Source organism: Kitasatospora sp. NPDC032150, from assembly GCF_055579945.1.
Genome location: NZ_JBVIMH010000015.1, coordinates 110,938 through 136,478, shown reverse-complemented (window position 1 = coordinate 136,478; position 25,541 = coordinate 110,938). Strand labels below are relative to the sequence as shown.

The window sequence follows — 25,541 nt, the reverse complement described above, 5'->3', positions numbered from 1 at the left end:
AGGTGCCGGTAGGCGGTCGGCCGGTCTCCCGCAGTGCGCGGGAGGCCGGCCGACGGCGCGTTCAGTGCGCGTCGAGCGGGGTCAGCAGGGCCCGGCTGACCATGCCCACCGAGTCGGACAGTGCGGTGGTGACGGCCTCGTACGCGAGCGGGGCGCGCCGCAGCTCCCAGAGGCCGAGGACACTGGCCCAGGCGGCGTCCCGGGCACGGTCGATGCTCCACACGCCGATCACGTGCAGCAGCGGGTCGGCGATCCGCAGCCGCTCGGGGCCGGGCAGCAGTTCTTCGCGGACCTGGGACTCGACCTCGGCGAGCAGGTCGTTGATGCGGTGGTAGTCGGCCTCGGCGTCCTCGGGCCGGAGGCCGAGGGTCCGGCAGCAGTCCAGTACGGAGAGCGGCAGGTCGTTCTCGATGTGGGCGTTCATCCCGGCCAGTGCGAACTGGATCGGATGGATGCCGGGGTTGCCGCGCAGTTCGAACAGCGGTCGCCAGCAGGCCTCCGGCACGCCGCCCGACTCGGCGGCGTCGACGGCGGAGAGGAAGCGGGCGGCGAAGACGGCGTCCAGTCGGGCCATCCCCGCGGGGTCGTCGAAGTAGGCCGACGCCAGCCGGTCCCTGACCAGTTCGGTCACCGTCAGGTACATCGCGTTGAAGACCTCGATGCCGTCCCCCTGGGGCAGTCGCGCGGCCAAGTCGCGCATCCGGTCGACTACTTGATCGATAGTCAGAACGTCGGTGGTTGCCATCGTGCTCGTCCGCCCTCCGCCGGTGAAGCCCCCGGCCGTTCACGTTGCCACCCGCCCGGCCCGCGCGGAATCCGCCGGGCGGGTGCCGGTGGAGCGCGAGCGGCGAGCGGGCCGCCCGCGTGGTGGTCGGGGGAGCCTCGGTGTCGCAGAGGGCGTGCCGGAGGCAGGGATCCGGGCGGAGTGCGATGGGTGCCCGCTCGGATGCAGGGCGTCACCATCGAACAGCGGTTGGCCAAATGGGTCCAAATTTCTTATTCAGGGCATATATCTCAAGGTGAGCCCTCGAAGGGAGGCCCTCCATGTTCCTCCTCGGACTGCTGCTGCTCGTCGTGAGCGCCGCGTTCGCCGCGTTGCTGATCTCGCAGAATCTCCAGGCCGGTTCCGACTACGCGATCACGCTGTTCGGCAACCACATCGCGACCATGAACGCCCTGGAGATCTTCCTCGCCGGTATCGCGCTGACCCTGCTCTTCGCGCTGGGCTGGATGCTGGCCTCGTCGGGGGCCCGCAGGCACCGCCGCCGCGCCGTCGCGCGCCGGGTCGACAAGCGGGCCGCGCGGGAAGCCCGCCGGAGCCCGACGGGTGATACGGAGGTGGACCGGGCGGTGCAGGGTCCGGGCGCCGACAAGTCGCCGCCGGCCACCCGGCGCCACCGCTTCGGCCACCACCGCCTCAGTCACTGAACGGCGGGTGCTCGGCGCACTGAGCGGCGGGCCCCGGTCGGGCCTCGGCCGCCGGGGCCCGACCGGGCCCGCCGCGGTCCCTCGACGCCCGGTGTGGTCCGCCGGGCTGGTCCGGTCGCGGCCCGCCGCGTTAATTCGAGTGCGTGCGGCGGATCCCGGTGACAGGATGACGAGGTTCGTGCCGTCACAGCCAGGAGATTGAGATGCGCCAGGTTCTCGGAAACCCCAAGCTCCCCGTTCTTTCGAGCGTTTCCGAGGATTCCGCCACTCATGACCACCCTGAACATCGGCATTCTGGCGCACGTCGACGCCGGTAAGACCAGCCTGACCGAGCGACTGCTGTTCGAGACCGGAGCGATCGACCGGCTCGGTTCGGTGGACGCCGGAACCACCCAGACGGACACCGGCGACATCGAGCGCGAGCGCGGTATCACCATCCGTTCCGCCGTCGCCTCCTTCACCACCGCCGGCCCCGCCGGCCGCCTGCAGGTCAACCTGATCGACACCCCAGGCCACGTCGACTTCATCGCCGAGGTGGAACGGGCCCTGCGGGTCCTGGACGCGGTGGTCCTGGTGGTGTCCGCCGTCGAGGGCGTCCAGGCGCAGAGCCGGGTACTGATGGCCACCCTGCGCAGGATGGGCATCCCCGTACTGATCTTCGTCAACAAGATCGACCGCACCGGTGCCCGCCACGACGAGCTGCTGGCAGCCATCCGGCGGCGGCTCGCGCCCGGGCTCGTCCCGCTCAACACGGTTGCGGGCATCGGCACTTCGGCCGTCCGGACCAGGCCGTACGCACTCACGGACCCGGACTTCCACACCGCGGTCACCGATCTGCTCTCCGTGAACGACGACGAGCTGCTGACCCGTCTCGTCCTGGACCGGCCGACGTCCCACGAGGAACTGTGGGCGGGTATCGCCGCGCAGACCGCGGCGGGCCTCGTGCACCCGGTGGTCTTCGGCTCCGCCCGCACCGGTGAGGGCATTCCGACCCTGTTGGAGGGCATCACCCGGCTGCTGCCGGTCCTGCCGCAGCCCTTCGGTGGCACACCGCGCGGCACGGTCTTCGCGATCGAACGCGGCAGCGCCGGCGAGAAGATCTGCTGCCTGCGGCTGTTCGCCGGGACGGTGGCCCGGGGTGACCGGCTCACCCTGCACCGGCGGGAGGCGGACGGCCGGTACCGGCAGTACCAGGGCCGCGTCACCGAGCTGACCGTGGTCGGCTCGGCGTCCTCGGAGACCAGGGCGGTGGCCGGCAGCATCGTGCGCCTGCGCGGCCTGGCCGAGACCCGGGTCGGCGACCGGCTCGGCACGCCGAGCGAGTCGGAACTGCGCGAGGAGCGGGCCGGCTTCACCCCGCCCTCCCTCGACGTCGTGGTCCGGCCGGAGCGGCCCCACCTCGCACCCCGGTTGCACGAGGCCCTGAGCGCGCTCGCCGAGCAGGACCCGCTGATCCAGGCCCGCGTACTGCCCGGCGGCCGGATGTCGCTGCTGCTGTACGGCGAGGTGCAGCGGGAGGTGATCGCGGCCAGGCTGCGCGAGGAGTTCGCGGTCGAGGCCGTCTTCGAGCCGTCCCGGATCCGGTACGTCGAGCGGCCGGCGAGCGACGGCGAAGCGTTCGAGGAGATCGACCGGCGCGGGCGCAACGAGTTCTTCGCGACCGTCGGACTGCGGGTCGAACCCGCGAGCCGAGGCTCCGCCGTGAGCTTCCGCTGGGAGACCGAACTCGGCGCGCTGCCACGCGCGTTCCACCGCGCCATCGAGGACACCGTGCACGAATGCCTCCAGCAGGGCCTCCACGGCTGGCCGGTGACCGACTGCACCATCACCCTGACCCGGTCCGGGTTCGCGAGCCCGATCAGCACCGCCACCGACTTCCGCAACCTGACCCCGCTGGTCCTCATGAGGGCTCTCGCGCAGGCCGGTACCCGGCTCTACGAGCCCTGCCAGGACTACGAGTTGGAACTCCCCGCCGAGGCCGTCAACCCGGTCGTCGCCCGGCTCGTCGGACTGGAGGCCGAGATCAGGCAGTCCTCCGCCCAGGGGGAGGGCTGGCTGCTCCAGGGCAGCATTCCGCTGCGCCAAGTGCCAGTCTTCAAACGGCAGTTGGCTTCGCTCACCGGCGGCGAAGGTGTCTGGTGGTCCCGCCCCGGCGCAGACCGGGCCGTCACCGGTCATCAGCCGGGTGCCTACTCGGCCGGCCGGCGGACGGACGGCAACCCGCTCAACCGCGCGGAGTACCTCAGGCACCTCGCGCAGCGCGGCGGGCAGGCGGGGTGAACTCCGGCTCCCGGTGCCTCGGCCGGGGACCGAGGCTGTGAAAGCGAGGGGGCCGGATGCGCCGCAGGCGCCGGGATCCGGGATCCCGGCGCCTGCGGCACGCTGGCCGGTGTTCGGTGGTCGGCGTCCGAGTGGTTACGCCTGGCGGCTGGCCTGGCGGTAGAGGGGCAGCAGACCCAGGGTTGGCGGCGATGCCGGCGAGCACCGACAGGTGGCCCGTCGCTCGGGCGGCGGTGGCGATGGCGGGCGAGGCGAGGGCGGGGGCTGCGGTGGTCACGGTGGCGGGTCCTTCTGGTTTCTGCCGGTGCGGTCGGGGCGACATGGAAGATCTTGCTCCGTTCGGAGCGGCCGGTGATCGCCGTCGAGGGGGAGAGCGACGCCCTGTTCTCTTGGGGTGGGCACGGGCCCTGACTCGGGGGACGGGTCGGGGGGTCCAACCCCTAGTGGGAGTGATCCGGATGCTCGGTCCACCGTCGGAGCAGCGGACTGATGCATCGTCAACAGAGCTCGTGATCCGGCTCTGGCGTCCGGGCCGTCCGGTGGAGGTGTTCCGGCGCAGGTGACGCGGTGACGGCGCACAGGTGACCGGTGGCAGTGCCTTCGCCGTGCGCCGAAAGCCGTTCGGGTGCCCGGGTGCTGACGCAAAACCGGTAGCCCCTTCGGCCGCTGCCGGCCGCCGAACTCGGCTGCCGGCAGCCCAGGTCAAGAACCGGACAGCTGGCGGCGGAGCTGCCCTACCCGGCTGGGCGGCCACCCGTCCGGCGGCGGGTTTTTGCATCAGGGCGCGGTGGTGTGATCGGCTGTTGGCCCGATCTGCCCGCATGGGCGTTCCCATTGCCGACAAGGAGAGTGAGTGACCCATGGCGGGCTTCGGCTGGAGGCTGCACGGCGACGGAAGGAGCCCGGCGCCCGGTGCGGTGGTGAAGCCGGACGAGCGGCTCAGCTGGGGGCGCACCATCGGACTCGGTGCACAGCACGTGGTGGCCATGTTCGGTGCGACGTTCGTGGCGCCGGTGCTGATGGGGCTGGACCCCAACCTGGCCGTGATGGTCTCCGGCGTCGCGACCATCTTCTTCCTGCTCGTCACCGGAGGGCGGATCCCCAGCTATCTCGGCAGCAGCCTGTCGTTCGTCGGGGTGGCCGCCGTGATCAAGGCGCAGGGCGGTGACGCCGCGACGCTGACGGGTGCGCTGCTGGTGGTCGGTGCGGTGCTGGCGGCCTGCGGCGCGGTGGTCCAGGCGGCGGGCGCCAAGGTGATCCACGCGGTGCTGCCGCCGGTCGTCACCGGCGCCGTCGTGATGCTGATCGGCTTCAACCTGGCCCCCGTCGCCGCCGGGACGTACTGGCCGCAGGACCAGTGGACCGCGCTGCTCACCATGCTGTTCACCGGCCTCGCCCTGGTGGTGCTGCGCGGTTTCTGGTCGCGCATCGCGATCTTCCTCGGCCTGGTGTTCGGGTACGCGCTCTCCTGGGTCTCCGACCGGATCTTCGGGCAGATCCACTCCGCCAACGGCGCCGGGGTGGTGGGCGACCACTGGCGGCTCGACCTCTCGGGCGTGAGCAAGGCCGACTGGATCGGCCTGCCGACCCTGCACACCCCGAGCTTCTCCGCCTCCGCCGTGCTGGTGGCGCTGCCCGTGGTGGTCGCGCTGATCGCCGAGAACGCCGGACACGTCAAGGCGGTCGGCGAGATGACCGGTGATCCGCTGGACGACCGGATGGGCGTGGCGATCATGGCGGACGGCGCCGCCACCATGATCTCCACCAGCGTCGGCGGCCCGGCCACCACCACCTACGCCGAGAACATCGGCGTGATGGCCGCGACCCGGGTCTACTCCACCGCCGCGTACTGGTGCGCCGCCGGCTTCGCGATCCTCTTCGGCCTCTGCCCCAAGTTCGGCGCAGTGGTCGCCGCCATCCCCGGCGGAGTGCTCGGCGGGATCACCGTCGTCCTGTACGGCATGATCGGTCTGCTCGGCGCCCAGATCTGGGTGCACAACCGGGTGGAGCTGACCAACCCGCTGAACCTGGTCCCGGTGGCGGCCGGCGTGATCATCGGCATCGGCAACGTGTCGCTGAAGATCACCGAGAACTTCTCGCTCAGCGGCATCGCCCTCGGCACCTTGGTGGTGCTGCTCGGGTACCACGTGCTGCGCCCGATGGCCCCGGCGCACATGAAGGAGCCGCAGACCCCGCTGCTGGACGCCGGCACCAGCGAGTACGACAGCACCACGCCGGAGCAGTAGAGCGTCAGCTCTTGCGCAGGTCAGGGGCGGGTACGCCGATCAGCAGTCGGCGCAGCGCGTCCCAGACGGTGCGCACGGCACGGGTGAGCGCGGGGGAGTCGTCGGACATCACGCGGACCCAGGCGCCGCACTCCCCGGGCAGGGTGCTCACCCCGTACGTCAGTGAGGTGGACCCCAGCGCCTCCTCCAGGGTGTCGGCGACCGTGTCGGCGCGGGCGAGCGGGGTGACGGCGAAGAGGGTCGACATGAGGTCGTAACCGTCCAGCACGGCAGGGCCGTTGACTCCCTCGCCGCCCTCGCCCGGCTCCAGCCGGACGGTGTCCGCGGCCAGCGGCTCGCCGTCGGGGCGCCGGATCTCCAGGTCGCTGCAGAGCATCCGGTAGGCGTGTCGCTCGCCCCTGGCGAGCCGTCCGGCGGCGATGGTCTCGCCGAGCAGGACGGTGGCGCCGGGGTCGACCGTGACCACGGTGTGCTGGTACAGCCGGGCGTCCCGGTAGGGGATCAGCGGGTCGGGCAGGTACTCGACGTAACTCCCGGCCCGCGCCGTCAGGTTGACGAGCTGGGTGGCGTGGTCGAACTCCATCCGGTGCACCTTGGTGGCGGCCTGGGTGGTCAGGTGCACGGCGGTGCCCGGACCGCAGTCGATGTCGATGCGGTTGCGGTCGGCCTGGACGATCCCGCCACCGGTGGACATCAGGAAGGTGACCGGCAGATCGGGCCGCAGCGGGTCGATGTAGAGCGGCCGAATGATCTGCAGCGGGGACTTCTGGTAGCGGTGGACGAGTTCGGTGCGCTCCCCGACCCTGGCGTAGCGCAGTTCGAGCAGGCCGACCTTGCCGGGGCGCCCGGCGGCCAGGGTGTCCGGGCTGCCGGCGAGTTCGAGCAGCCGGCCCGGTACCCGGCGGGGTTCGTAGTGCGCGGGGTCCAGCCGCGCGGGCGCCGCCGTCATGCGGGGACCGCCGCCGAGCCGTTCGCCGCCGTGTGCGCGAGCGGGACGCGCTCGCTCCGGGGCGCGGCGCCGTTCGCCCGCGGGTGGGCGAGGAGGAAGTCGGCGACGGCGTCCAGGCCCTCGCCGGTGAGCGCGTTGGTGAGGACCACCGGCCGGCCCTCCCGGACCGTCCGGGCATCCGCCTCCATCCTGATGAGGTCGCAGCGCACGTACCGGGCGATGTCGGTCTTGTTGATGACCAGCAGCTCGCACTCGGTGATGCCGGGGCCCTTCTTGCGCGGCATCTTGTCACCCTCGGCGGTGTCCAGGACGAACAGGAACAGGTCGACCAGGGCGGGGCTGAAGGTGAGGGTGAGGTTGTCGCCGCCGCTCTCGAAGAGCAGGGTATCGATCTCCGGGAAGCGTTCGAGGAGTTCGTCGGCGGCGGCCTGGTTCATCGTCGGGTCGTCCCGGACGGCGGTGTGCGGGCAGGCGCCGGTCTCCACGCCGACGATCCGGTCCGCGTCCAGTACGCCGGCCAGGGTGCGCCGGACGTGTGCGGCGTCCTCCGAGGTGTAGATGTCGTTGGTGATCACGGCGGGCGTGCGGCCGCGTCCGATCAGGACCGGGACCAGCGCCTCGATCAGCGCGGTCTTGCCGGAACCGACCGGGCCGGCGACGCCCACCCGCAGCACGCCGTCCTCAAGGCGGCGGACGAGGTCGTCGTGGCCGTGGTGGTGGGTTCCGCGTACCTGCGTGGGATCGTGCATGGCAGTCCTCAGGGGGGAGTGGGGGAGGTCGGTTCAGCTGGCGAACAGGCGGGCATCGGCGCGCTCGTGCCGGCCCGCCATCACGTCGGCCAGTGGTGTGCAGCCGCCGAGGTCGGCCAACTCGCGGCACAGGGCGGCCTCGACGGCCTGCTCGATCACAGGGGCAGCGCCGTGCAGCACGACCTGCGCCCGCCGGTGGTCGGTGAGCCGCAGCCGCAGCGCGGCGCCGGTGAAACTGGCCGCGAAGGCGAACAGTTCGCAGGTGACCGCCTGCCGCGCCGTCACGCCGTTGCCGGCGTGCACGGCGGCGGCGACCACCGGCTGGCAGCCGTGCACCCGGCCGGATCGGTACAGCTCCCGGTAGCGCTCGATCTCCGGTGTGCCGTAGACCTCGCCGGCCAGGTCCAGCAGCTGCCGCCCGGTACGGACGGCGGCCTGCCGGGCCTCGCGGCCCAACTTGGTGGCGTACAGCCGTCGTTCGACCGCCACCAGTTGCTCCCAGTCGCCGGCGCACACCGCGCGGTGTGCGAGGGCGAGGGCGGTCGCGTCGGCCGGGCCTGCGCCGTGCCGCAGCAGGTCGTGCAGCAGCGCGGGCAGGGTGCGCGGCGAGACCGCGCGCGACTGCTGGAAGCCCTCCAGGCCGTGGGAGAGGGTGTAGTAGCCGCTGGGGAAGGCCGAGTCGGTGAGCTGGAGCCCGGTCAGCAGCGCCGGGATCGGCATGGGTTCGTTCAAGCCGGTGGTCCTGACTGGGAGTTGTCGACCGGTGTCACGTCGTGCCGGCCGGATCAGGCGATGTAGAACAGTTGGCTGAGCGGGAGGCGCTCGGCCGGCTCGATGGTGGCCACCTCGCCGTCCAGCGTGACCTTGTAGGTCTCCGGGTCCACCCCGATCCTCGGCAGTGCGTCGTTGCGGACCATGTCCTGCTTGCCGACCGTACGGCAGCGCCGCACCGGTTCGATCCGGCGCCGCAGGCCGAGTTCGCCCGGGACGCCCGCCGCGACGGCCGCCTGGGACATGAAGGTCACCGAGGTGCGCTGCAGGGCGCGGCCCATCGCGCCGAACATCGGGCGGTAGTAGACCGGCTGCGGGGTGGGCAGCGAGGCGTTGGGGTCGCCCATCAGCGCCCAGTTGACCATGCCGCCCTTGATGACGAGCTTGGGCTTGGCGGCGAACGAGTGGATCGGCCACAGCACGATGTCGGCCAGCTTGCCGGGCTCCAGCGAACCGATCACGTCGGCGGCGCCGACCGCGATCGCCGGGTTGACGGTGAGCTTGGCCAGGTAGCGCAGTACCCGCGCGTTGTCGTTGCGCGAGCTGTCCTCGGCCAGGGCGCCGCGCTTGTCCTTGCAGTGGTGGGCGGTCTGGAAGGCGCGGGCGAAGGACTCGCCGACCCGGCCCATGGCCTGGGAGTCGGAGGAGAAGACGCTGATCACGCCGAGGTCGTGCAGCACCGTCTCGGCCGCGATGGTCTCGGCGCGCACCCGGCTGTCGGCGAAGGAGACGTCCTCGGGGACGTCCCGGGACAGGTGGTGGCAGACCATCACCATGTCGAGCAGCTCGTCCACCGAGTTGATGGTGTACGGCAGGGTCGGGTTGGTGGAGGACGGCAGCACGTTGGGCTCACCCGCGACCCGCATGATGTCGGGGGCGTGGCCGCCGCCCGCGCCCTCGGTGTGGAAGGTGTGGATGGTGCGCCCGTCGATCGCCGAGAGGGTGTCCTCGAAGAAGCCGCCTTCGTTCAACGTGTCGGTGTGGATGGCGAGTTGCACGTCGTGTTCGTCGGCGACCCGCAGCGCTTCGTCGATCACGGCGGGGGTGGCGCCCCAGTCCTCGTGGACCTTGAGACCGGCGGCGCCCGCCTCGACCTGCTCGCGCAGTGCCTGGGGCAGGCTGCCGTTGCCCTTGCCGAGCAGGCCCACGTTGACCGGCAGCTCCTCGGCGGCCTCCAGCATCCGGTGGATGTTCCACGGACCCGGGGTGCAGGTGGTGCCGTTGGTGCCGTCGGTCGGCCCGGTGCCGCCGCCGAAGAAGGTGGTGATGCCGTTGGACAGGCCCTCCTGGGCCTGCTGCGGCGAGATGAAGTGGATGTGGGTGTCCACCCCGCCGGCGGTGGCGATCAGGTGCTCGCCGGAGACCACCTCGGTGCCGGGGCCGATCACCAGCGCGGGGTCGACACCGTTCTGCAGATGCGGGTTCCCGGCCTTGCCGACGCCCGCGATCAGACCGTCCTTCACGCCGATGTCGCCCTTGACGATGCCGAGCACCGGGTCCATCACCACCACGTTGGTGATGACCAGGTCGAGCGCGCCCTCACGGTTCAGCGCGGCGGGGTCCTGGGCCATCCCGTCCCGGATGGCCTTGCCACCGCCGTAGACGGCCTCGTCGCCGTAGGAACCGGCGTTGTGGTCGTACTCGACCTCCACCAGCAGGTTGGTGTCGGCCAGGTGGAACCGGTCGCCGACGGTCGGGCCGAACAGGTCGGTGTACTGCTTGCGCGACAGGAGCGCCATCAGGCCCCGGCCCCCTCGTTCTCGTCGTTCGCCGAGGCGGTCGGCGGTACCGTCGCCGGTGCGGTCGCAGGATCGGTCGTCGGCGCGGTGGTCGGCACGGCCGACGGTTCGGTCATCGGAGCCTCCGGCAGCGGGATCGTCGGCACGGCCGCCGGCGTGTCAGCCGGTACTCCGGCCCGTACCCCCACCGGTGCGTCACGGAAGCCTCGACCGGCCGCGCGGCGCAGGGCGGTCCGGCGGGTGTCGGGCGCGGTCAGGCCGCCGTTCACCAGCCCGGCGAAGCCGACCAGGCGGCGAGTGCCGCCGAAGGCGCACAGATCGACCTCGCGGGTGTCCCCGGGTTCGAAGCGCACGGCGGTGCCGGAGGGGATGTCCAGGTGCATGCCGTAAGCGGCCTCGCGGTCGAAGCTCAGGGCGCGGTTGGCCTCGAAGAAGTGGTAGTGCGAGCCGATCTGCACGGCCCGGTCGCCGGTGTTGGCGACGGTGAGCCTGGCCGTGGCCCGGCCCGCGTTGATCTCGATCGGATCATCGCCGTAGAGGTACTGGGCTCCCCCGGACATCCTGCTTGACTCCTCGGTGCGGCAAGGGCGTTGGCTCGAACTCCGGGGCGCTGGCGCCGCACGGTGTGGTGCGGCGCGGGCGGCCGGGCGGCTCGGTGCGGTCAGGGGTGGATCGGGTCGTGGCAGGTGACCAGCTTGGTTCCGTCCACGAAGGCGGTCTCGACCTGGAGCACGCCGAGCATCTCCCGTACGCCCGGCATGACTTCGTCGGCCGTGACGACCTTGCGGCCGATCTCCGTGCACTCGGCCACGGTGCGCCCGTCGCGGGCGGCCTCCAGTACGGCTTCGGTGATGAGCGCGGCGGCCTCGCTGTAGTTGAGCTTGGTGCCCCGGTCGCGGCGGCGCCGGGCCAGGTCGGCGACCACGTAGACGTGGAGCTTGTCGATCTCTCGGGGCGAGAGGTTCACGGCGTCACTTCTCTCGATGGAGGGCTGGGGAGGTCCGGTGCTGGACCGGCCGGGGAGAAGGCCCTGCGGGTCGGGACTCGGTCAGCCGGGCTTCGTCAGCCGGGTTTCGGCGGCCAGGGCCTCGATGGCCGGGGCTTCGGCGGCGTCGGCGAAGCCTCGTCAGCGGGTGGAGCGGAGTGCGCCGTACCGGTGGATCAGGTCGGCACGCCGTTCGTGGGGGAGCCGACCTGATCGGGGCAGCGGCGTCGGGGCCGGTGGCTGCGCGGCGCCGTGGTCCGTGCCCCGGGGGCCAGCCCTGATGGCGCCCCTTCGGACGCCTGCTCCGCAGCCTGCACAGGAACTCCCGAGAACGTCGTCCCGCCCGCCGACACCGCCTGGTTCGAGCGGTGTCCGTTCGTGCTCTGCTCCCGGATCGGAACAGTACGCCTGACCCGGACGGAGGCAAGTGACCGATGTCGGATACGTAGCGTAGCTGATCGATTGCCGAAAGGAATAATCCCTGATGGGGCCGGGCTGGCGGTCAGGCGGGCGTGTGGTGGGTGGGGCGGGAGAGTGAAAGGGTTGACAAGATGTTGAACTCTTCGGGGTCAAGGTTTGACCGAGTCGACCGCCCCGGCGGCCGTCCGTGGCCGACGGGCCGAAGGGCCGAAGGGCTGAACATGGCATCAGGAAGCGGTGCCTGACGTTCCGTTCGGTCATCCGCTCTCGCGCCGGTGCACCCTGAGCGACCGTCAGCCCGGTCGTGGCGAAGGCCCGGTGGCGACGGGTGTGGAACGCCGGGCCTTCGGGGCGGAAGTCGCTTGGGGTGGACGTCACTCGTAGCGGTACAGCAGCGCCTCGCGCTCGGACTGCTCGATCATCTCGATCGTCAGCTCCGGGTCGCTCAGGTGGGAGAGCGTGACCTGGGCCGAACTGGGTGCGGCGTCGGGGGAGAGCCACTTCTCGGGCTTCCAAGCGCCCGCCCGCAGGAAGGACTTCGGGCAGTGCCCGTACACCTCCTCGACCGCGACCACGACGGCGCTGCGCGGCGGCTTGCCGACGGCGGTCAGCTGCGCCAGTAGCTGCGGGTCGGTGGAGACGCAGGCGCGCCCGTTGACCCGCAGGGTGCTGTCGCGGCCCGGGATGACGAACAGCAGGCCGACCTGTCCGGTCTCGATGATGTTGTGCAGGCTGTCCAGCCGCTTGTTGCCGGTCGCGTCCGGTACGGCGAGGGTGTGCGCGTCCAGCACCGAGACGAACCCGGGCGGGCCTCCCCGCGGAGTCACGTCGGTCCGGCCGTCCGCCCCGGCGCTGGCCATGAACACCAGCGAGGCGCAGCCGATCAGCTGCTGGGCGCTGTCGTGCAGGTGGTCCATCTGCTTCCGGCGGGCGTGCTCGCTCGGCTGCTCGTAGATCTCGCGCAGCTGTGCGGTGTCCCGCAGTGCGGCGGTGCTCAGGGCGTCGAAGAGCCGGCCCGGAGCCAGCGGTGTCGTGGTCACGCATCGGCAATCTAGTCGAGCACCCGGAAGGCGGGTAGGGACTTTCGCCGTTCCTGGGCTCCCGGGTGCGGCGGCGTCCGGTCGGGTCGGGCCCGTCGTACCGGGTGAGCTGGTGGTGCCGGTCGGAGTCGGTCAGGGTCGGTCGGAGTCGGTCAGATCGTGATCGACACGTGGTGGATCTCGTCGGCCCGGTGTCCGGCGCGCTCGTGCACCCGCTGGACGGCCTCCTTGGACGGGGCGTCGGAGAGGCAGTAGACGGTGCCGGTCTCGGGGTCGGCCCAGGCCTGCTTGAAGTGCACGTGCTCCTCGGCCTGGATCGCCAGGTCGGCCCGGTGTACGGCCGCGAGCTGTTCGGCGGTGATGCCGGTCATCCCGTGGTGGACGTCCATGAAGGTGGCCATCACCCTCACACCTCCACTGGTCGGTGGCCCGGGTCGACACCGCCCGGTGCCGTGGATACCACCAGGGTGCGCCCCGGTGGAGGCGCGGCGCCAGAGGCCTGGGCGTGCGGCTGGCGGAGGCGGAGGGGTCGTTCCCGGAGCCGTCCGCCGGGCCGCCCTCCGGGGGCGCGGCACGGGCTGGACCCGCGGCGCCGGCCCGCAGCGGCCGTCGCCGAACGGGCCGCCGCGGGCCGGTCCGCAACGTGGTCGAGCCCGGTCCGTGGCCGCCGGCGACGATGGGTGTCGCCGCTGGACGAGGCCGACCGGGCTCGCAATCTGGCGGGTTACCCGCTGCGCGGGCCGTGCAACCCCGACCGGCGGCCGAGGCGTTGGCCGGAGCCGGCACCGGCCACCGCCTCGGCCGCGCGCGGCGGATGCCCGTGGCGGATGCTCCTTCGCCGTCCGGCTGGAGGTCGGCGGCCGATGGCCCCAACCACCTCCGCGCTCAACCTGGTTGGCGGTCGGCGGGCGGGCCCGCGCACTCCTCGGACCGCCGGCGCCCTGCGCTGGACGGTCAGTTCCCCCCGTAGCCGGGCCAGTTGCGCGCCCAGCGGGTCGCGGTGTCCGATCTGCCGCCGGCGCGCGGGATATTCCCGCCGGTGCCGACCTGGCCAAGTGAACCAGGCCACAGCGAGTACCTCTCCTCGTCCGCCGGGGAGCGTGGCAGAATGACCGCAGTAGCAGTGACGTTCAGCGCACTCCGGGGTCGGTGAAAATCCGAACCGGCGGTTACAGTCCGCGACCCGTCCGCAGCCAGCGGCCGGTTGACCAGGTGAAATTCCTGGACCGACGGTTAAAGTCCGGATGGGAGGCGTGCGCGGGCGGACAAGCAGTGCCGTGGCTCCCCCCGAGGGGCCGCGGATGGTGTGCCGGGAGGACTCCGTCCCCTCGCAGCGGTCGTACCCGGCCGGTGCCGAGGAGCGCTCCCGACATCCAGGAGTGCCCGGTCGGGCATCCCTGGGCGTTGCTGTCCGTGTCATCTCCCATGCCGCCCCGGAGTCCGCGCCCCAAGCGCGAGGAGAACCCGGGTGTTCACCGGCATCATCGAAGAGCTCGGCGAGGTCGTCTCCATCGAGGAGTTCGGCGACTCCTCGCGAATCCGCCTGTGCGGCCCGGTGGTCTGTTCCGGAGCCCGGCACGGCGACTCCATCGCGGTCAACGGCGTCTGCCTCACCGTGGTCGACAGCCCCGAGCAACTGGCCGCTGCCACCGGCGAGTTCAGTGCCGACGTGATGGCCGAGACGCTCCATCGCTCCAGCCTCGGCGCCCTGAAGCCCGGTTCCAGGGTCAACCTGGAGCGCGCCATGGCACTGGGCGACCGGCTCGGCGGACACCTCGTCCAGGGCCACGTCGACGCCACCGGCACCCTGCTCTCCCGCGAGCCGGGCGAACGCGATGCCGAGGGCAACCTCCGCTGGGAGGTGCTGCGCTTCTCGCTGCCGCAGAGCATCACCCGGTACCTGGTCGAGAAGGGCTCGATCACCGTGGACGGCGTCAGCCTCACCGTGGTCGAAGCCGCCCTCGACAGCTTCACCGTCAGCCTCATCCCGGCCACCCTCGCCCTCACCACCCTCGGCACCAAGGGCATCGGCGACCCGGTCAACCTCGAGGTGGACGTCCTCGCCAAGTACGTCGAGCGCCTCCTCGACGCCCGCACCCTGCCCAGCACCCTCGCCGTACCGGCCACCGCGGAGGACGCCTCGTGAACTGGCTCAACGACACCGCCTTCTCGGTTCTCGGCCAGCCGGTCAGGTGGACGGACATGGCCGGCAACCTGCTCGGACTCCTCGCCCTCGCGCTCGGCTGGCGCCGCTCGATGCTGACCTGGCCGGTCCAGGTGCTCTCCGGCGTCGTACTGATCGCCGCCTACCTGTCCGGACACCTGGCCGGACTGGTCGGCAAGCAGGGCATCGTGATCGTCGCCGCCCTCTGGGGCTGGTACCAGTGGCAGCGCGGCCGCCGCGACACCGGTGACATCGAGGTCCGCTTCGCCAGCTGGACGGAGCGCGCGCTGCTGGCCGGCGCCACCGCGCTGGCCACCGTCGGCCTGGCCGAGCTGTTCCTCGCCTTTCCCAAGCTGTCCTGGAGCCCGTGGGCGGACGCCTACATCTTCGTCGGCACGCTGGCCGCGATGTACGCGCAGGCCAGGGGCTGGGTCGAGTTCTGGCTCGCCTGGATCGCGGTCGACGTGGTCGGCGTTCCGCTCGCCTTCTCCAGCGGCTACACCTTCTCCGGTCTGACCTACGTCATCTACTTCGTACTGGTGCTGCTCGGCCTGCGCGCCTGGTGGCTGCGCACCCGCATCCCCCGTGCCGCGAGCACGGCCGTCCTCCAGGGAGCCACGGCATGACCACCCAGCCCGTCCACGACGTCCACCCGCTGCTGGACGACAGCCTCGCCCTCGACCCGGTCGAGCACGCCATCACCGACATCGCGCTCGGCCGCCCGGTGATCGTGGTCGACGACGAGGACCGCGAGAACGAGGGCGACATCATCTTCGCCGCCTCGGCCGCCACCCCCGAGCTGATGGCCTTCACCATCCGCTACAGCTCCGGCGTGATCTGCGCGCCGATGACCGGCGCCGAGCTCGACCGGCTCAAGCTGCCGCCGATGACCCAGGTCAACGAGGACCGCAAGGGCACCGCGTACGCGGTCTCGGTGGATGCCCGCGACGGCGTCGACACCGGTATCTCGGCCGCCGACCGGGCCCGGACGGTCCGGCTGCTCGCCAGCGAGGCCACCGGGCCCGGCGACCTCACCCGGCCCGGACACGTCTTCCCGCTGCGCGCGGTCGAGGGCGGCGTCCTGGTCCGCCCCGGCCACACCGAGGCGGCGGTGGACCTCGCCCGGCTGGCCGGACTCCCGCCCGCCGGCGCCATCGCCGAGGTGGTCAACGACGACGGCACCATGGCCCGGCTGCCCGAACTGGTCGCCTTCGCCCGCAGGCACGGTCTGTCGATCATCTCCATCGAGGACCTGATCGCCTACCGCCGCCGCACCGAACTGCACGTGACCCGCGCCGCCGTCACCGCCCTTCCCACCGAGCACGGCGACTTCACGGCCGTCGGCTACAAGGGCACCCTGGACGGCGTCGAGCACATCGCCCTGGTCGCCGGCGGCCTCGGCGCCGACGGCAGGGTCCCGGACGGCGAGGACCTGCTGGTGCGGGTCCACTCCGAGTGCCTGACCGGTGATGTGCTCGGTTCGCTGCGCTGCGACTGCGGACCCCAACTCCAGGCCTCGCTGCGGGAGATCGCCACCGCTGGGCGCGGCGTGCTGCTCTACCTGCGTGGCCACGAGGGCCGGGGTATCGGGCTCGCCCACAAGCTGCGCGCCTACGAACTCCAGGAGCAGGGCCGGGACACCGTCGACGCCAACCTCGAACTCGGCCTGCCCGCCGACGCCCGGGACTACAGCATCGGCGCCCAGATGCTCGCCGACCTCGGGGCGCGCTCGCTGACCCTGCTCACCAACAATCCCGACAAGATCGCCGCACTCACCGAGTACGGCCTCACCGTCAAGGGCCGGCAGCCGGTGGCCGTCGAGCCGGGTGCCCACAACACCGCCTACCTGCGCACCAAGCGCGACCGGATGGGCCACGAGCTGCCCTGGCTCGACATCAACTCCTGAACTTCCCGACCAGCAAAGGACATACGAACGTGAGCGGCCACGGAGCCCCCGTACTGACCATCGATGACGCCGCCGACCTGAAGGTCGCCGTCGTCGCCGCGCAGTGGCACGAGCAGGTGATGAACGGCCTGCTGGACGGTGCCCACCGCGCGCTCAAGGAGCTGGGCATCGCGGAGCCCACCGTCATCCGCGTTCCCGGCACCTTCGAACTCCCGGTCGCCGCCAAGCGACTGGCCGAGCGCGGCTTCGACGCGGTGATCGCCCTCGGCGTGGTCATCCGCGGCGGCACCCCGCACTTCGACTACGTCTGCGAGGCCGCCACCCTCGGCCTCACCCAGGTCAGCGTCGACACCGGTATCCCGGTCGGCTTCGGCGTCCTCACCTGCGACAACGAGCAGCAGGCGATCGACCGCGCGGGCTTGGAGGGCTCCGCCGAGGACAAGGGCCACGAGGCCGTGACGGCGGCGGTCGCCACCGCCGTCACGCTGCGCGGACTCGCGTAGCGGGGGCTCGCCCTCGATCGAGGGCCGGGACGTCCGCGTGCCCGGCCCCGCACCGCCGGGGATACCCGGCTGCCCGTACCCGCACCCTCCGAGGGCGCGGGGAGTCATCACCTCGACGGTCGTGGCTCCCTGCGCCCTCGGTCGTCGGGAGGTCGTCGCGAGGCCGTCGCGCGGCCGGTCGGGTGGCTCCGGCACAGGGCGGGGGAGGCCGTGCGTGCGGTGGTTCGCGTCCCTGAGGGCCACGAGCGGGTGCGTCTGCGATAGTCCATGGGAGTGTCCATGCTGCGGACCGTTTACCGTCGGTCAGCCCGCAAGCCGTAAGGTGAGCTCATCATGGCTTCCAAGACATTCGAGGAGCTCTTCACCGAGCTCCAGCAGAAGGCCGCCAACGGCGACCCCTCGTCCTCCCGTACCGCGCAGCTCGTCCAGCAGGGCGTCCATGCGATCGGCAAGAAGGTCGTGGAGGAGGCCGCCGAGGTCTGGATGGCCGCCGAGCACGAGAGCGACGAGCGGACCGCCGAGGAGATCTCGCAGCTCCTCTACCACCTTCAGGTGATGATGGTCGCCCGCGGTCTGACGCTCGACGACGTCTACGCCCACCTCTGAACCGATCCCGACCACCCCGACGCACCGCAGCCCCCTCCACAGCGAAGGATTCCTCTCTCATGCTCCGCATCGCCCTCCCCAACAAGGGTTCGCTCTCGGGTCCCGCGGCGGAGATGCTCCATGAGGCCGGCTACCGGCAGCGCAAGGACCCCAAGGAACTGGTGCTGGTCGATCCGGAGAACCAGGTCGAGTTCTTCTTCCTGCGCCCGCGCGACATCGCCGTCTACGTCGGCTCCGGCCGGCTTGACGTCGGTGTCACCGGCCGCGACCTGCTGCTGGACTCGGGCGCGGACGCGGAGGAGGTGCTCGCGCTGGGTTTCGCCGGCTCGACCTTCCGCTTCGCCAAGCCGGTCGGCGCCGGGCTGAAGGACGTCCGGGACCTGGAAGGGCTGCGGATCGCCACCTCGTACACCGGCCTGGTCGAGAAGCACCTGGCCGACCAGGGGGTCAAGGCGACCGTCACCAAGCTCGACGGTGCCGTCGAGACCGCCGTCCAGCTGGGTGTCGCCGATGTGATCGCCGACGTGGTGGAGACCGGTACCAGCCTGCGCAACGCGGGCCTCGAGGTGTTCGGCGAGCCGATCCTGGTCTCCGACTCCGTGGTGATCCGGCCCGAGGGCGCCGGAGAGGACCCGGCGGTCGAGCAGTTCCTGCGCCGCCTCCAGGGCGTGCTGGTGGCCCGCCGCTACGTGCTGATGGACTACGACATCCGCGCCGAGAAGGTCAGCGACGCCGTCGCGCTCACCCCGGGCCTGGAGTCGCCGACCGTCTCCCCGCTGCACACCGAGGGCTGGGTGGCCGTCCGGGCGATGGTGCTCCGCAAGGAGGCCCAGCGGATCATGGACGACCTCTGGGGGATCGGCGCCCGCGCCATCCTGGTCACCAACATCCACGCCTGCCGCCTCTGACCCCGTCGCCCGCGACGGATAAGGCCTCGGTAGAGTCGGCTGACCCAGCCGTTCGATCCAGTTGATCGAGTTGGACCGGCCGGCAACAGGGCACGCGACGCCGCGGGCCGTGTCGCCGGCCGGTCCTTGGACGACCCATCGGGCGGGGTCCGGCCCCGGACCCCCGCCCGCACTCGGGAGAAGCACCGTGACCACCTCCACCCAGCCCGCCACCACGCCCGTCGAGTCCGTCGCGCTCCCGGTCACCTGGGCGCCGCGCCGCAACCGGGCCGTGCTGCTCACCCTCTGCTCGGTACTGCTGGTGCTCTTCACCGCGATCGCCTTCGCGATGCCCGACAACTGGCAGCTCAACGACCGGGTGGCGATGGTCTGCAGCGGTCTGCTGTTCGCCGGGGTCGGTCTGATGCTGGCCCGGCCCCGGGTGAGCGCGGACGAGCAGGGCGTCACGGTGGTCAACTTCGTCCGCAGCCGCCGACTGGCCTGGGCCGAGATCCTCCGGGTCAACCTGCGCCAGGGTGACCCGTGGGTCACCCTCGACCTGGCGGACGGCACCGCGCTGGCCGCGGTCGGCATCCAGCCCGCCGGCGGCCGGGACCAGGCGGTCCTCGCCGCCCGCGCACTGCGCGACCTGGTCGAGGAGCGCGGTACCTCGCGCTGAGCAGAGTGCCCGGAGCCTGCCGGGGAGGTGGCTTCCACCCGCCGGGGCGGGCACCACCCTGCAAGATCCTTAACCTGCTCCCGGTATCGTCTACGCTGGTAAAGCCGGGGCAAAGGCCCCGCCGGTCTTTCGCATGCCTTCCGGCCGTACGGCCTTCGAAGGCAGGGCCGTTCAACCCCATGACCTGAGGAGTGACACCTCCCCTCGATGGACGATCCGTCCGGTAGTACCCGCGCCGCCTCACTTCCGGCCCCCGGAAGGCGGGCGGCACTGTGATCACCGCGTGGCTGCTGCTGTTCGCAGCCCTCCTGCTCATCCTCGCCAACGGCCTCTTCGTGGCCGCCGAGTTCGCCCTGATCACCGTGGACCGCGGCAGCGTCGAACGCGCCGCCAAGGCCGGTGACCGGAGGGCGGCCGGTCTGGCGAAGGCCCTTCGCAAGCTCTCCTTCCAGCTCTCCGGCGCCCAGCTCGGCATCACCGTCACCTCGCTGGTGGTCGGCATGCTCGCCGCACCGGCGCTCTCCACGCTGCTCACCCCTTCGCTCACCGGGGTCGGACTGCCCCGGGCCGCCGCGGCCACCGTCGCCCTCACCGGCGGCATGGTGCTGGCCACCGTGCTGCAGATGGTGATCGGCGAACTGGTCCCCAAGAACTGGGCGATCTCCCGGCCGCTCCAGGTCGCGTACGCCGTGGTCGGACCGCAGCGCCTCTTCTCGGCCGTTTGCCGTCCGCTGATCAGCTTCCTGAACGGCTCCGCCGACCGCATGGTGCGGGCCCTCGGCATCGAGCCGCAGGAGGAGCTCGGCCACGCCCGAACCCCGGCCGAGCTGGTCTCGCTCGCCCGGCACTCCGCGAGGGCCGGAGTGATGGACGAGCAGTCGGCCCGGCTGTTCGTCCGCACCCTGGGCCTCAGTGAACTGACCGCCGAGAGCGTGATGACCCCGCGCGTGGACGTCGTCGCCCTGCGGCGCGACGCCAGCGCCGCCGACGTCCTCAACCTCACCCGGGCCACCGGCCTGTCCCGGTTCCCCGTCTACGGGCACAGCCTGGACGAGGTCAGCGGCACCGTCACCCTCAAGGACGCCCTCGCCGTCCCCGCCGACCAGCGCGTCAGGACACGGGTCGCCGACCTGGCCTCGGCACCGCTGCTGGTCCCCGAGACGCTGCCCGCCGAGCGCCTGCTCGACCAGCTGCGCCGCCAGCAGCCGATGGCCATCGTGGTCGACGAGTACGGCGGCACGGCCGGCGTGGTCACCATCGAGGACATCGTCGAGGAGATCGTCGGCGAGGTGCAGGACGAGCACGACCCCGAGGACATCCCCGAACTGCGCCAACTGCCGCCCGCCGACGGCCACCCGGTCTGGGAGGCAGACGGCCGCGCCCGGCTCGACCAGCTGGAGGCCATCGGCCTGCAGGCCCCGGACGGACCGTACGAGACGCTCGGCGGCCTGCTCGCCGACCTGCTCGGCAAGCTGCCCGACCCCGGCGAGCACGCGAGCCTGCCCGGCTGGCGGTTCACCGTGCTGGAGGTCGAGCGGCACCGCACCAGCCGGGTGCTGATCGAACGCCGCCTTGACGAGGAAGCCGAGGAGACCGACCGATGACCGCCCTGCAACTGGTCGCCTCCCTGCTGCTCCTGCTCGGCAACGGCTTCTTCGTCGGCGCCGAGTTCGCGGTGATCTCGGTCCGGCGCAGCCAGATCGAACCGCTCGCCGAGGCGGGCGACAAGCGCGCCCGCACCGTGCTGCACGCGCTCTCCAACGTCTCCGCGATGCTGGCCGCCGCCCAACTGGGCATCACCGTCTGCTCGCTGCTGCTCGGCGCGCTGGCCGAGCCGACCATCGCCGGACTGCTGGAAGGCCCCTTCCACGTCGTCGGCCTGCCGGAGTCGCTGGTCCACCCGGTCGGCTACGCGCTGGCGCTGGCGCTGGTGGTCTTCCTGCACATGGTGGTCGGCGAGATGGTCCCCAAGAACATCGCGATCGCGGGTCCGGAGAAGGCCGCGCTCTGGCTCGGCCCGCCGCTGAACCGCCTCGCCCGCTGGCTCGGGCCGGTCATCCGGCTGCTGAACGCATTCGCCAACGGCGTGCTGCGCCTGGTGAAGGTCGAGCCCAAGGACGAGGTCGCCTCGGTCTTCACCGACGAGCAGCTGCTCCACCTGCTGGCCGACTCCCGGGCGGCCGGACTGCTGGACGAACGCCGCCAGGAGCGCCTGGAGGACGCCCTGGAGCTCGGTCGCCGACCGGTCACCGACGTCCTGCTGCCGGCCGACCAGCTGGTCACCGTGGGCCCCTCGGTGACCGCGCTGGAGATAGAGCGGCTGGCGGTGGAGACGGGTTTCTCCCGCTTCCCGGTGATCGACGAGGCGGGCGACCTGCACGGCTACCTGCACGTCAAGGACATCCTGGACGTGGACGACCCCGAGGCCCCGCTGCCGGCCCGCCTCTGGCGCCCGGTGACCGCGCTGCGCGCCGGCATGCCGCTGGACGACGCGCTCGGCGCCATGCGCAGGGCCGCCGCCCACCTGGCCGCCGTGGTCGACCAGGAGGGCCGCCGGCTCGGCCTGGTCGCGCTGGAGGACGTCCTGGAGGAACTGGTCGGCGAGATGCACGACCCCGACCACCGCCAGACGGCCCGCGCCTGAGGCCGACGGCGTGCCGGTGGCAGCCTCCGGTCGGCGGCCTCGCGGGGGCGGCGGAATGCCGCCCCCGCGAGGCTCAGGCAGCGAAGCCGCCGTCCACGGGCGACGGCGGCGGTGATGGCGGCGCCGGTGATGTACGGGCCACTGTCTCCCGCGAGATGGGCCACGGTCGCGGCGACCTCCCAGGGCTGCCCGTACCGGCCGAGTGCGGTGAGGCTCCGCTGCAGGTCGGCGTGACGATGCTGCCGCGCCGACAGGCGGATCTCCGGCGGCATTTGGACGTCGTGTTGGACGGCCGGTCCCGCGATCGCGTACCCCCGGCTACCGGCGGCCGTCGATCAGTTCGCCGTAGGCCTGGAGCAGATCGGGCAGGCGGAGGGTGGCCAGGTCCTCGCGGGTGGGCAGGGAGCGGAGCGAGGAGAGCCGCAGGTCGCGGTAGGCGCAGGACTTCTCGTACAGGGTGCGGATGAAGCGTCCGTTGCCGAGCTCGTCGATCCAGTCCTCCTGCACCACATGGCCGCAGATGCTGGCGAGTTCGTCGGCGGCGTCCGCGTCCCAGCCGTCGCCCCCGGAGGAGGCCAGGGCGCGCCCGATGGCGGTGAGCTCGGCGGGTCGGTAGCTGGGGAAGTCGACCCGGGTGGTGAAGCGGGAGTTGAGGCCGGGGTTGGTGGCCAGCAGCCGGTTCATGCCCTCGGGATAGCCGGCCAGGATCACCACCAGGCGGTCGCGGTTGTCCTCGGCCCGCTTCAGCAGCACCTGGAGCGCCTCGTCCCCGTACGCGTCGCCCTTGCTGTAGCCGGAGTTGGAGAGGCTGTAGGCCTCGTCGATGAAGAGGACGCCGTCCAGCGCCGAGTCGATCAGTTCATTGGCCTTGACCGCCGTCTGGCCGAGGAACTCGCCCACCAGGTCGGCCCGTTGGGCCTCCACCAGGTGGTCGCCGGAGAGCAGGCCGAGGGAGTGGAAGACCTGGCCGAGGATGCGGGCGACGGTGGTCTTGCCGGTGCCCGACGGGCCGGAGAAGACGAAGTGGCGCTTCGGCGGCTGCACCGGCAGGCCCTGCTCAGTGCGCAGCCGCGACATCCGCAACTGCGCCGACAGCGCCCGGACCTGGCGCTTCACCGGCTCCAGGCCGACCATCTGCTCCAGCGCGCCGAGCGCCGCGTCGAGCCCCTGCTGACCGCGCAGTCCGCCCCGGCGCGGGGAGCCGACCGGCGGCGCGGCGCGCTCACCGCCGTCCCCTCTGGGTGGCGGCCCGGGGGCGGATTCGGCCGCCGCGCCAGAGCGCTCGGGCGCCGCCTTGGGCACCGGCGCCCCGGTGGCGGCCGGAGCGGCACCGGACTCGCCGATCCGGTAGTCGGCCTCCGCGGCGAACTCGCCCTCGCCGCCGTACCCGTCGCCCGGACCGTACCCGTCGCCGTCGGCGAACTCCCCGTCGTAGCCGGCCCCCGTGGCGTACCCGCTCCCGCGGTCGTAGCCGCTCCCGCCGTCGTACCCGGCGGCAAGGCCGTATCCGGGCTGGTACTCGCCGTCCGGTCCGAACTCGGCCACGGGCCCGCTGCCCGGCGCCCCGGCCGACTCGAAGCCGGCCTCCGCGATGGCGAGTTCACCAGGAAGCGCGGAATCGTCCCGGCCGTCGCCGAGCAGGCCCTCGACCACCCCGTCCTCGGTGGTGATCGCCGCCAGCCGGGCCGCCGTGTCCATGAAGGCCGGGTCGGCCCGGTGCACCGCCCGATACAGCGGCAGGGCCGCGGCGCTGCGTCCGGCCCCCTCGTAGGCCCGCGCCAGCCAGTACCGCAGCTCCTTGCGCTGCGGCTGCTCCGAGCGGCAGCGGGCCAGTGAAGCGGCCAGCGGACGCTGCGCCTGGGCGCACATGTCGAGGCGGACCCTGGCCATGCCGGCGAACAGCCCGGCCTCGATGCCGAGCATCGGGTCGTCCAGCAACCGGTCGGCGTCGCGGATGAGTTGCTCCCAGTCCTTCAACAGGTAGGAGCGGCAGGCGTGCAGGAAGCGCACCGACGGGTCCCGGTCGGGCGGCGGGCAAGCCGTGAGCGCCCGGTCTAGCTCGGTCAGGTGGCGGCCGTCCAGCCAGTGCGAGGCGTGCGCCAGGGCCAGGTCGCGAGTGTCCTCCAGCACCGGCTGGACCCACCATCCCAGCCAGTACCAGGAACTGAGCGGCCGTTGGTGCCTGTTGCGCTGCTCGCCGAAGCGGTCCTGATGGCGGTGCATGGCCAGCAGGGCGCCCGAGGTGTCGCAGCGCAAAGCGTGCAGCCCGAGCCAGGCGTCCGCCATGCCGGGGTCGAGCCGTACCGCGGTGCGGAACTCCTCCTCCGCCCTCACATAGGCGCCTGCGGCGTAGGCGTCCATCGCCCGCAGCCAGGCGCGGTCGGCGAGCCGGTCCGGCCCGGTCGTACTGGAACTCTCCACCGTCACTCACGCCCCCCGCTCGGTGCACCGAGGCTCGGCGGCCGAGGGGCGTGGCCAGGGTGGTGCCCGCCCACGCCGACGCCCCCGGCACGCAACCGTGCCTGCCACGAATCGTACCGGCGCGGGGCTGATCCGGAAGAGTGTCGCACGGTGTCAAATCGCAGTACCCGCCGGGTTGTTGGAGTCCGACCGGAACCCGACGGTCGGCGTCGATCGCGGCAGGTGGGGAGAGTGGCGCGACGGATGCGGAGCGCGACGCCTCCGGCTCACGGGGGAACGAGCCGGAGGCGCCGCGTCCGGTGTTGCGAGATCCATTCGGCTCGCGACGGTGAGAACCTACGGGGTGAAGGCCCCCCGGGTCAAAAACTGGGCAAGGGCTCACCAAGGGAAGTGAAAAGGACTCGGCCGGTGAGTCCGTCCACCCGCAGATCCGCGTACGGACGGCTCGGGTTCGCGGCGAAGTGCGCCTGCTCGGCCGTCGCCCAGCCGACCCAGAATTCGGCCAACTCCGGTCCGTCGCGCAGCTCCCCGCGTGCCCTCGCGGCCGCCGCGTCCAGTTCCATCCAGATCAACCGGCTCAGCAGCGGCCTCAGTTCACGCCGGCCGGCGCCGACTCCCTCGATCAGCACCACCGGGGCGGGCGGCACGGTGCGGAAGTCCGCGAAGCGCCGCAACGTCCAGTCGTAGGCGCGGTGCCGGGCCGTCCGCCCGGCCGCCAGCGGCTCCAGCACCTCGGTCCGCAGCCGCTCCACCCAGCCGAACGGCTCGGCGTGGGTGGCGAGATCGTCCAGGTGCACCACCGGCGCCCGGCCGAGCGCGGCGGCGAGGTGGGCGGCGAAGGTCGTCTTCCCGGCCCCGGCGTGGCCGTCCACGGCCACCAGTCGGACCGGGCCGCAGGACGGCGGCAGCGCGAGCAGCTGCCGCGCCAGCCGTCCGGGAACCCCGTCGTCCTCCGACGGACCCGCCGGTGCGACGGCAGTCCGAACACCGGCCCCGGCAACGGCCGGGCCGTCGCCGAGCTCCGCACTCCCGTCCCGAACAGCCATGCGCCCCACTCTACGGGCGGTGCGTTCCCGCAGGTCGTGACGGACAGGCCGGTATCGGGCATACTCACTTCGCCACGC

General features: G+C 72.1%; 23 protein-coding genes, 1 pseudogene and 1 riboswitch. Of the genes and pseudogenes, 12 read left to right on the top strand and 12 right to left on the bottom strand.

Going from position 1 to position 25,541, the window contains the following annotated elements; all coding sequences use genetic code 11:
- Positions 1 to 61: 61 nt before the first annotated feature.
- Complete coding sequence (locus tag ACZ5ON_RS19555; RefSeq protein ID WP_465593775.1) at positions 62 to 745, bottom strand: DUF5995 family protein; 684 nt, start codon at positions 743 to 745, stop codon at positions 62 to 64.
- A gap of 299 nt (positions 746 to 1,044) precedes the next feature.
- Between ACZ5ON_RS19555 and ACZ5ON_RS19550 the strand changes: the two genes are divergently transcribed.
- The 3 genes from ACZ5ON_RS19550 to ACZ5ON_RS19540 all read left to right on the top strand — a co-directional run bounded on the left by ACZ5ON_RS19550 (position 1,045) and on the right by ACZ5ON_RS19540 (position 5,954).
- Positions 1,045 to 1,428: a hypothetical protein gene (locus tag ACZ5ON_RS19550; RefSeq protein WP_465593772.1), complete on the top strand. Its 384-nt coding sequence runs from the start codon at positions 1,045 to 1,047 to the stop codon at positions 1,426 to 1,428.
- A gap of 270 nt (positions 1,429 to 1,698) precedes the next feature.
- Complete coding sequence (locus tag ACZ5ON_RS19545) at positions 1,699 to 3,708, top strand: GTP-binding protein (protein WP_465593769.1); 2,010 nt, start codon at positions 1,699 to 1,701, stop codon at positions 3,706 to 3,708.
- 860 nt (positions 3,709 to 4,568) lie between these two features.
- Positions 4,569 to 5,954: a uracil-xanthine permease family protein gene (locus tag ACZ5ON_RS19540; protein WP_465593766.1), complete on the top strand. Its 1,386-nt coding sequence runs from the start codon at positions 4,569 to 4,571 to the stop codon at positions 5,952 to 5,954.
- 4 nt (positions 5,955 to 5,958) lie between these two features.
- Here ACZ5ON_RS19540 and ACZ5ON_RS19535 read toward each other — a convergent pair whose 3' ends face one another.
- The 8 genes from ACZ5ON_RS19535 to ACZ5ON_RS19500 all read right to left on the bottom strand — a co-directional run bounded on the left by ACZ5ON_RS19535 (position 5,959) and on the right by ACZ5ON_RS19500 (position 13,008).
- Positions 5,959 to 6,903: an urease accessory protein UreD gene (locus ACZ5ON_RS19535; protein ID WP_465593763.1), complete on the bottom strand. Its 945-nt coding sequence runs from the start codon at positions 6,901 to 6,903 to the stop codon at positions 5,959 to 5,961.
- Positions 6,900 to 7,652, bottom strand: coding sequence for an urease accessory protein UreG (ureG, locus tag ACZ5ON_RS19530; protein ID WP_465593760.1), 753 nt, complete (start codon positions 7,650 to 7,652; stop codon positions 6,900 to 6,902). The genes ACZ5ON_RS19535 and ureG overlap by 4 nt, the downstream gene beginning before the upstream one ends.
- 33 nt (positions 7,653 to 7,685) lie before the next feature.
- Positions 7,686 to 8,372: an urease accessory protein UreF gene (locus tag ACZ5ON_RS19525; protein ID WP_465593881.1), complete on the bottom strand. Its 687-nt coding sequence runs from the start codon at positions 8,370 to 8,372 to the stop codon at positions 7,686 to 7,688.
- Between the two features lie 65 nt (positions 8,373 to 8,437).
- Positions 8,438 to 10,162 (bottom strand): urease subunit alpha, encoded by a 1,725-nt coding sequence (ureC, locus tag ACZ5ON_RS19520; RefSeq protein ID WP_465593757.1) that lies wholly within the window; start codon positions 10,160 to 10,162, stop codon positions 8,438 to 8,440.
- On the bottom strand, positions 10,162 to 10,722 hold the full coding sequence (locus ACZ5ON_RS19515) for an urease subunit beta (RefSeq protein ID WP_465593754.1): 561 nt from the start codon (positions 10,720 to 10,722) through the stop codon (positions 10,162 to 10,164). Before ACZ5ON_RS19515 ends, ureC begins: the two co-directional genes overlap by 1 nt.
- 101 nt (positions 10,723 to 10,823) lie before the next feature.
- Positions 10,824 to 11,129, bottom strand: a complete 306-nt coding sequence (locus tag ACZ5ON_RS19510; RefSeq protein WP_465593751.1) for an urease subunit gamma — start codon at positions 11,127 to 11,129, stop codon at positions 10,824 to 10,826.
- Positions 11,130 to 11,941: 812 nt separating this feature from the next.
- The gene (locus ACZ5ON_RS19505) at positions 11,942 to 12,607 is read right to left on the bottom strand and encodes an MSMEG_1061 family FMN-dependent PPOX-type flavoprotein (RefSeq protein ID WP_465593748.1); all 666 of its coding nucleotides are present in this window, start codon (positions 12,605 to 12,607) and stop codon (positions 11,942 to 11,944) included.
- Between the two features lie 152 nt (positions 12,608 to 12,759).
- On the bottom strand, positions 12,760 to 13,008 hold the full coding sequence (locus ACZ5ON_RS19500) for an SCO4226 family nickel-binding protein (protein ID WP_465593745.1): 249 nt from the start codon (positions 13,006 to 13,008) through the stop codon (positions 12,760 to 12,762).
- A gap of 731 nt (positions 13,009 to 13,739) precedes the next feature.
- Positions 13,740 to 13,867: riboswitch (FMN riboswitch) on the top strand.
- 208 nt (positions 13,868 to 14,075) lie between these two features.
- Between ACZ5ON_RS19500 and ACZ5ON_RS19495 the strand changes: the two genes are divergently transcribed.
- From ACZ5ON_RS19495 to ACZ5ON_RS19455, 9 genes are all read left to right on the top strand, one after another.
- Positions 14,076 to 14,753, top strand: a complete 678-nt coding sequence (locus tag ACZ5ON_RS19495; protein ID WP_465593742.1) for a riboflavin synthase — start codon at positions 14,076 to 14,078, stop codon at positions 14,751 to 14,753.
- On the top strand, positions 14,750 to 15,397 hold the full coding sequence (locus ACZ5ON_RS19490; protein ID WP_465593739.1) for a nicotinamide mononucleotide transporter family protein: 648 nt from the start codon (positions 14,750 to 14,752) through the stop codon (positions 15,395 to 15,397). The genes ACZ5ON_RS19495 and ACZ5ON_RS19490 overlap by 4 nt, the downstream gene beginning before the upstream one ends.
- Positions 15,394 to 16,677 carry a bifunctional 3,4-dihydroxy-2-butanone-4-phosphate synthase/GTP cyclohydrolase II gene (locus tag ACZ5ON_RS19485; RefSeq protein ID WP_465593736.1) on the top strand — a complete coding sequence of 428 codons (1,284 nt, stop codon included), beginning with the start codon at positions 15,394 to 15,396 and terminating at the stop codon, positions 16,675 to 16,677. The genes ACZ5ON_RS19490 and ACZ5ON_RS19485 overlap by 4 nt, the downstream gene beginning before the upstream one ends.
- A 29-nt stretch (positions 16,678 to 16,706) precedes the next feature.
- Positions 16,707 to 17,180, top strand: coding sequence for a 6,7-dimethyl-8-ribityllumazine synthase (gene ribH, locus ACZ5ON_RS19480; protein ID WP_344634689.1), 474 nt, complete (start codon positions 16,707 to 16,709; stop codon positions 17,178 to 17,180).
- Positions 17,181 to 17,513: 333 nt separating this feature from the next.
- Complete coding sequence (locus tag ACZ5ON_RS19475; protein ID WP_344634688.1) at positions 17,514 to 17,786, top strand: phosphoribosyl-ATP diphosphatase; 273 nt, start codon at positions 17,514 to 17,516, stop codon at positions 17,784 to 17,786.
- A 59-nt stretch (positions 17,787 to 17,845) separates the two neighbouring features.
- Positions 17,846 to 18,694 carry an ATP phosphoribosyltransferase gene (hisG, locus tag ACZ5ON_RS19470; protein WP_465593732.1) on the top strand — a complete coding sequence of 283 codons (849 nt, stop codon included), beginning with the start codon at positions 17,846 to 17,848 and terminating at the stop codon, positions 18,692 to 18,694.
- A gap of 187 nt (positions 18,695 to 18,881) precedes the next feature.
- Positions 18,882 to 19,352: a PH domain-containing protein gene (locus ACZ5ON_RS19465; RefSeq protein ID WP_465593728.1), complete on the top strand. Its 471-nt coding sequence runs from the start codon at positions 18,882 to 18,884 to the stop codon at positions 19,350 to 19,352.
- Between the two features lie 272 nt (positions 19,353 to 19,624).
- Complete coding sequence (locus tag ACZ5ON_RS19460) at positions 19,625 to 20,956, top strand: hemolysin family protein (RefSeq protein WP_465593725.1); 1,332 nt, start codon at positions 19,625 to 19,627, stop codon at positions 20,954 to 20,956.
- Complete coding sequence (locus ACZ5ON_RS19455) at positions 20,953 to 21,996, top strand: hemolysin family protein (protein WP_465593722.1); 1,044 nt, start codon at positions 20,953 to 20,955, stop codon at positions 21,994 to 21,996. Before ACZ5ON_RS19460 ends, ACZ5ON_RS19455 begins: the two co-directional genes overlap by 4 nt.
- Positions 21,997 to 22,069: 73 nt before the next feature.
- Here ACZ5ON_RS19455 and ACZ5ON_RS19450 read toward each other — a convergent pair.
- The 3 genes and pseudogenes from ACZ5ON_RS19450 to ACZ5ON_RS19440 form a co-directional block, all read right to left on the bottom strand.
- A pseudogene (locus tag ACZ5ON_RS19450) lies at positions 22,070 to 22,226 on the bottom strand (oxidoreductase); the annotation flags it as partial.
- Positions 22,227 to 22,314: 88 nt separating this feature from the next.
- On the bottom strand, positions 22,315 to 24,357 hold the full coding sequence (locus ACZ5ON_RS19445; protein WP_465593878.1) for an AAA family ATPase: 2,043 nt from the start codon (positions 24,355 to 24,357) through the stop codon (positions 22,315 to 22,317).
- Positions 24,358 to 24,776: 419 nt separating this feature from the next.
- Positions 24,777 to 25,463: a uridine kinase family protein gene (locus tag ACZ5ON_RS19440; protein ID WP_465593719.1), complete on the bottom strand. Its 687-nt coding sequence runs from the start codon at positions 25,461 to 25,463 to the stop codon at positions 24,777 to 24,779.
- Between the last annotated feature and the right edge of the window lie 78 nt (positions 25,464 to 25,541).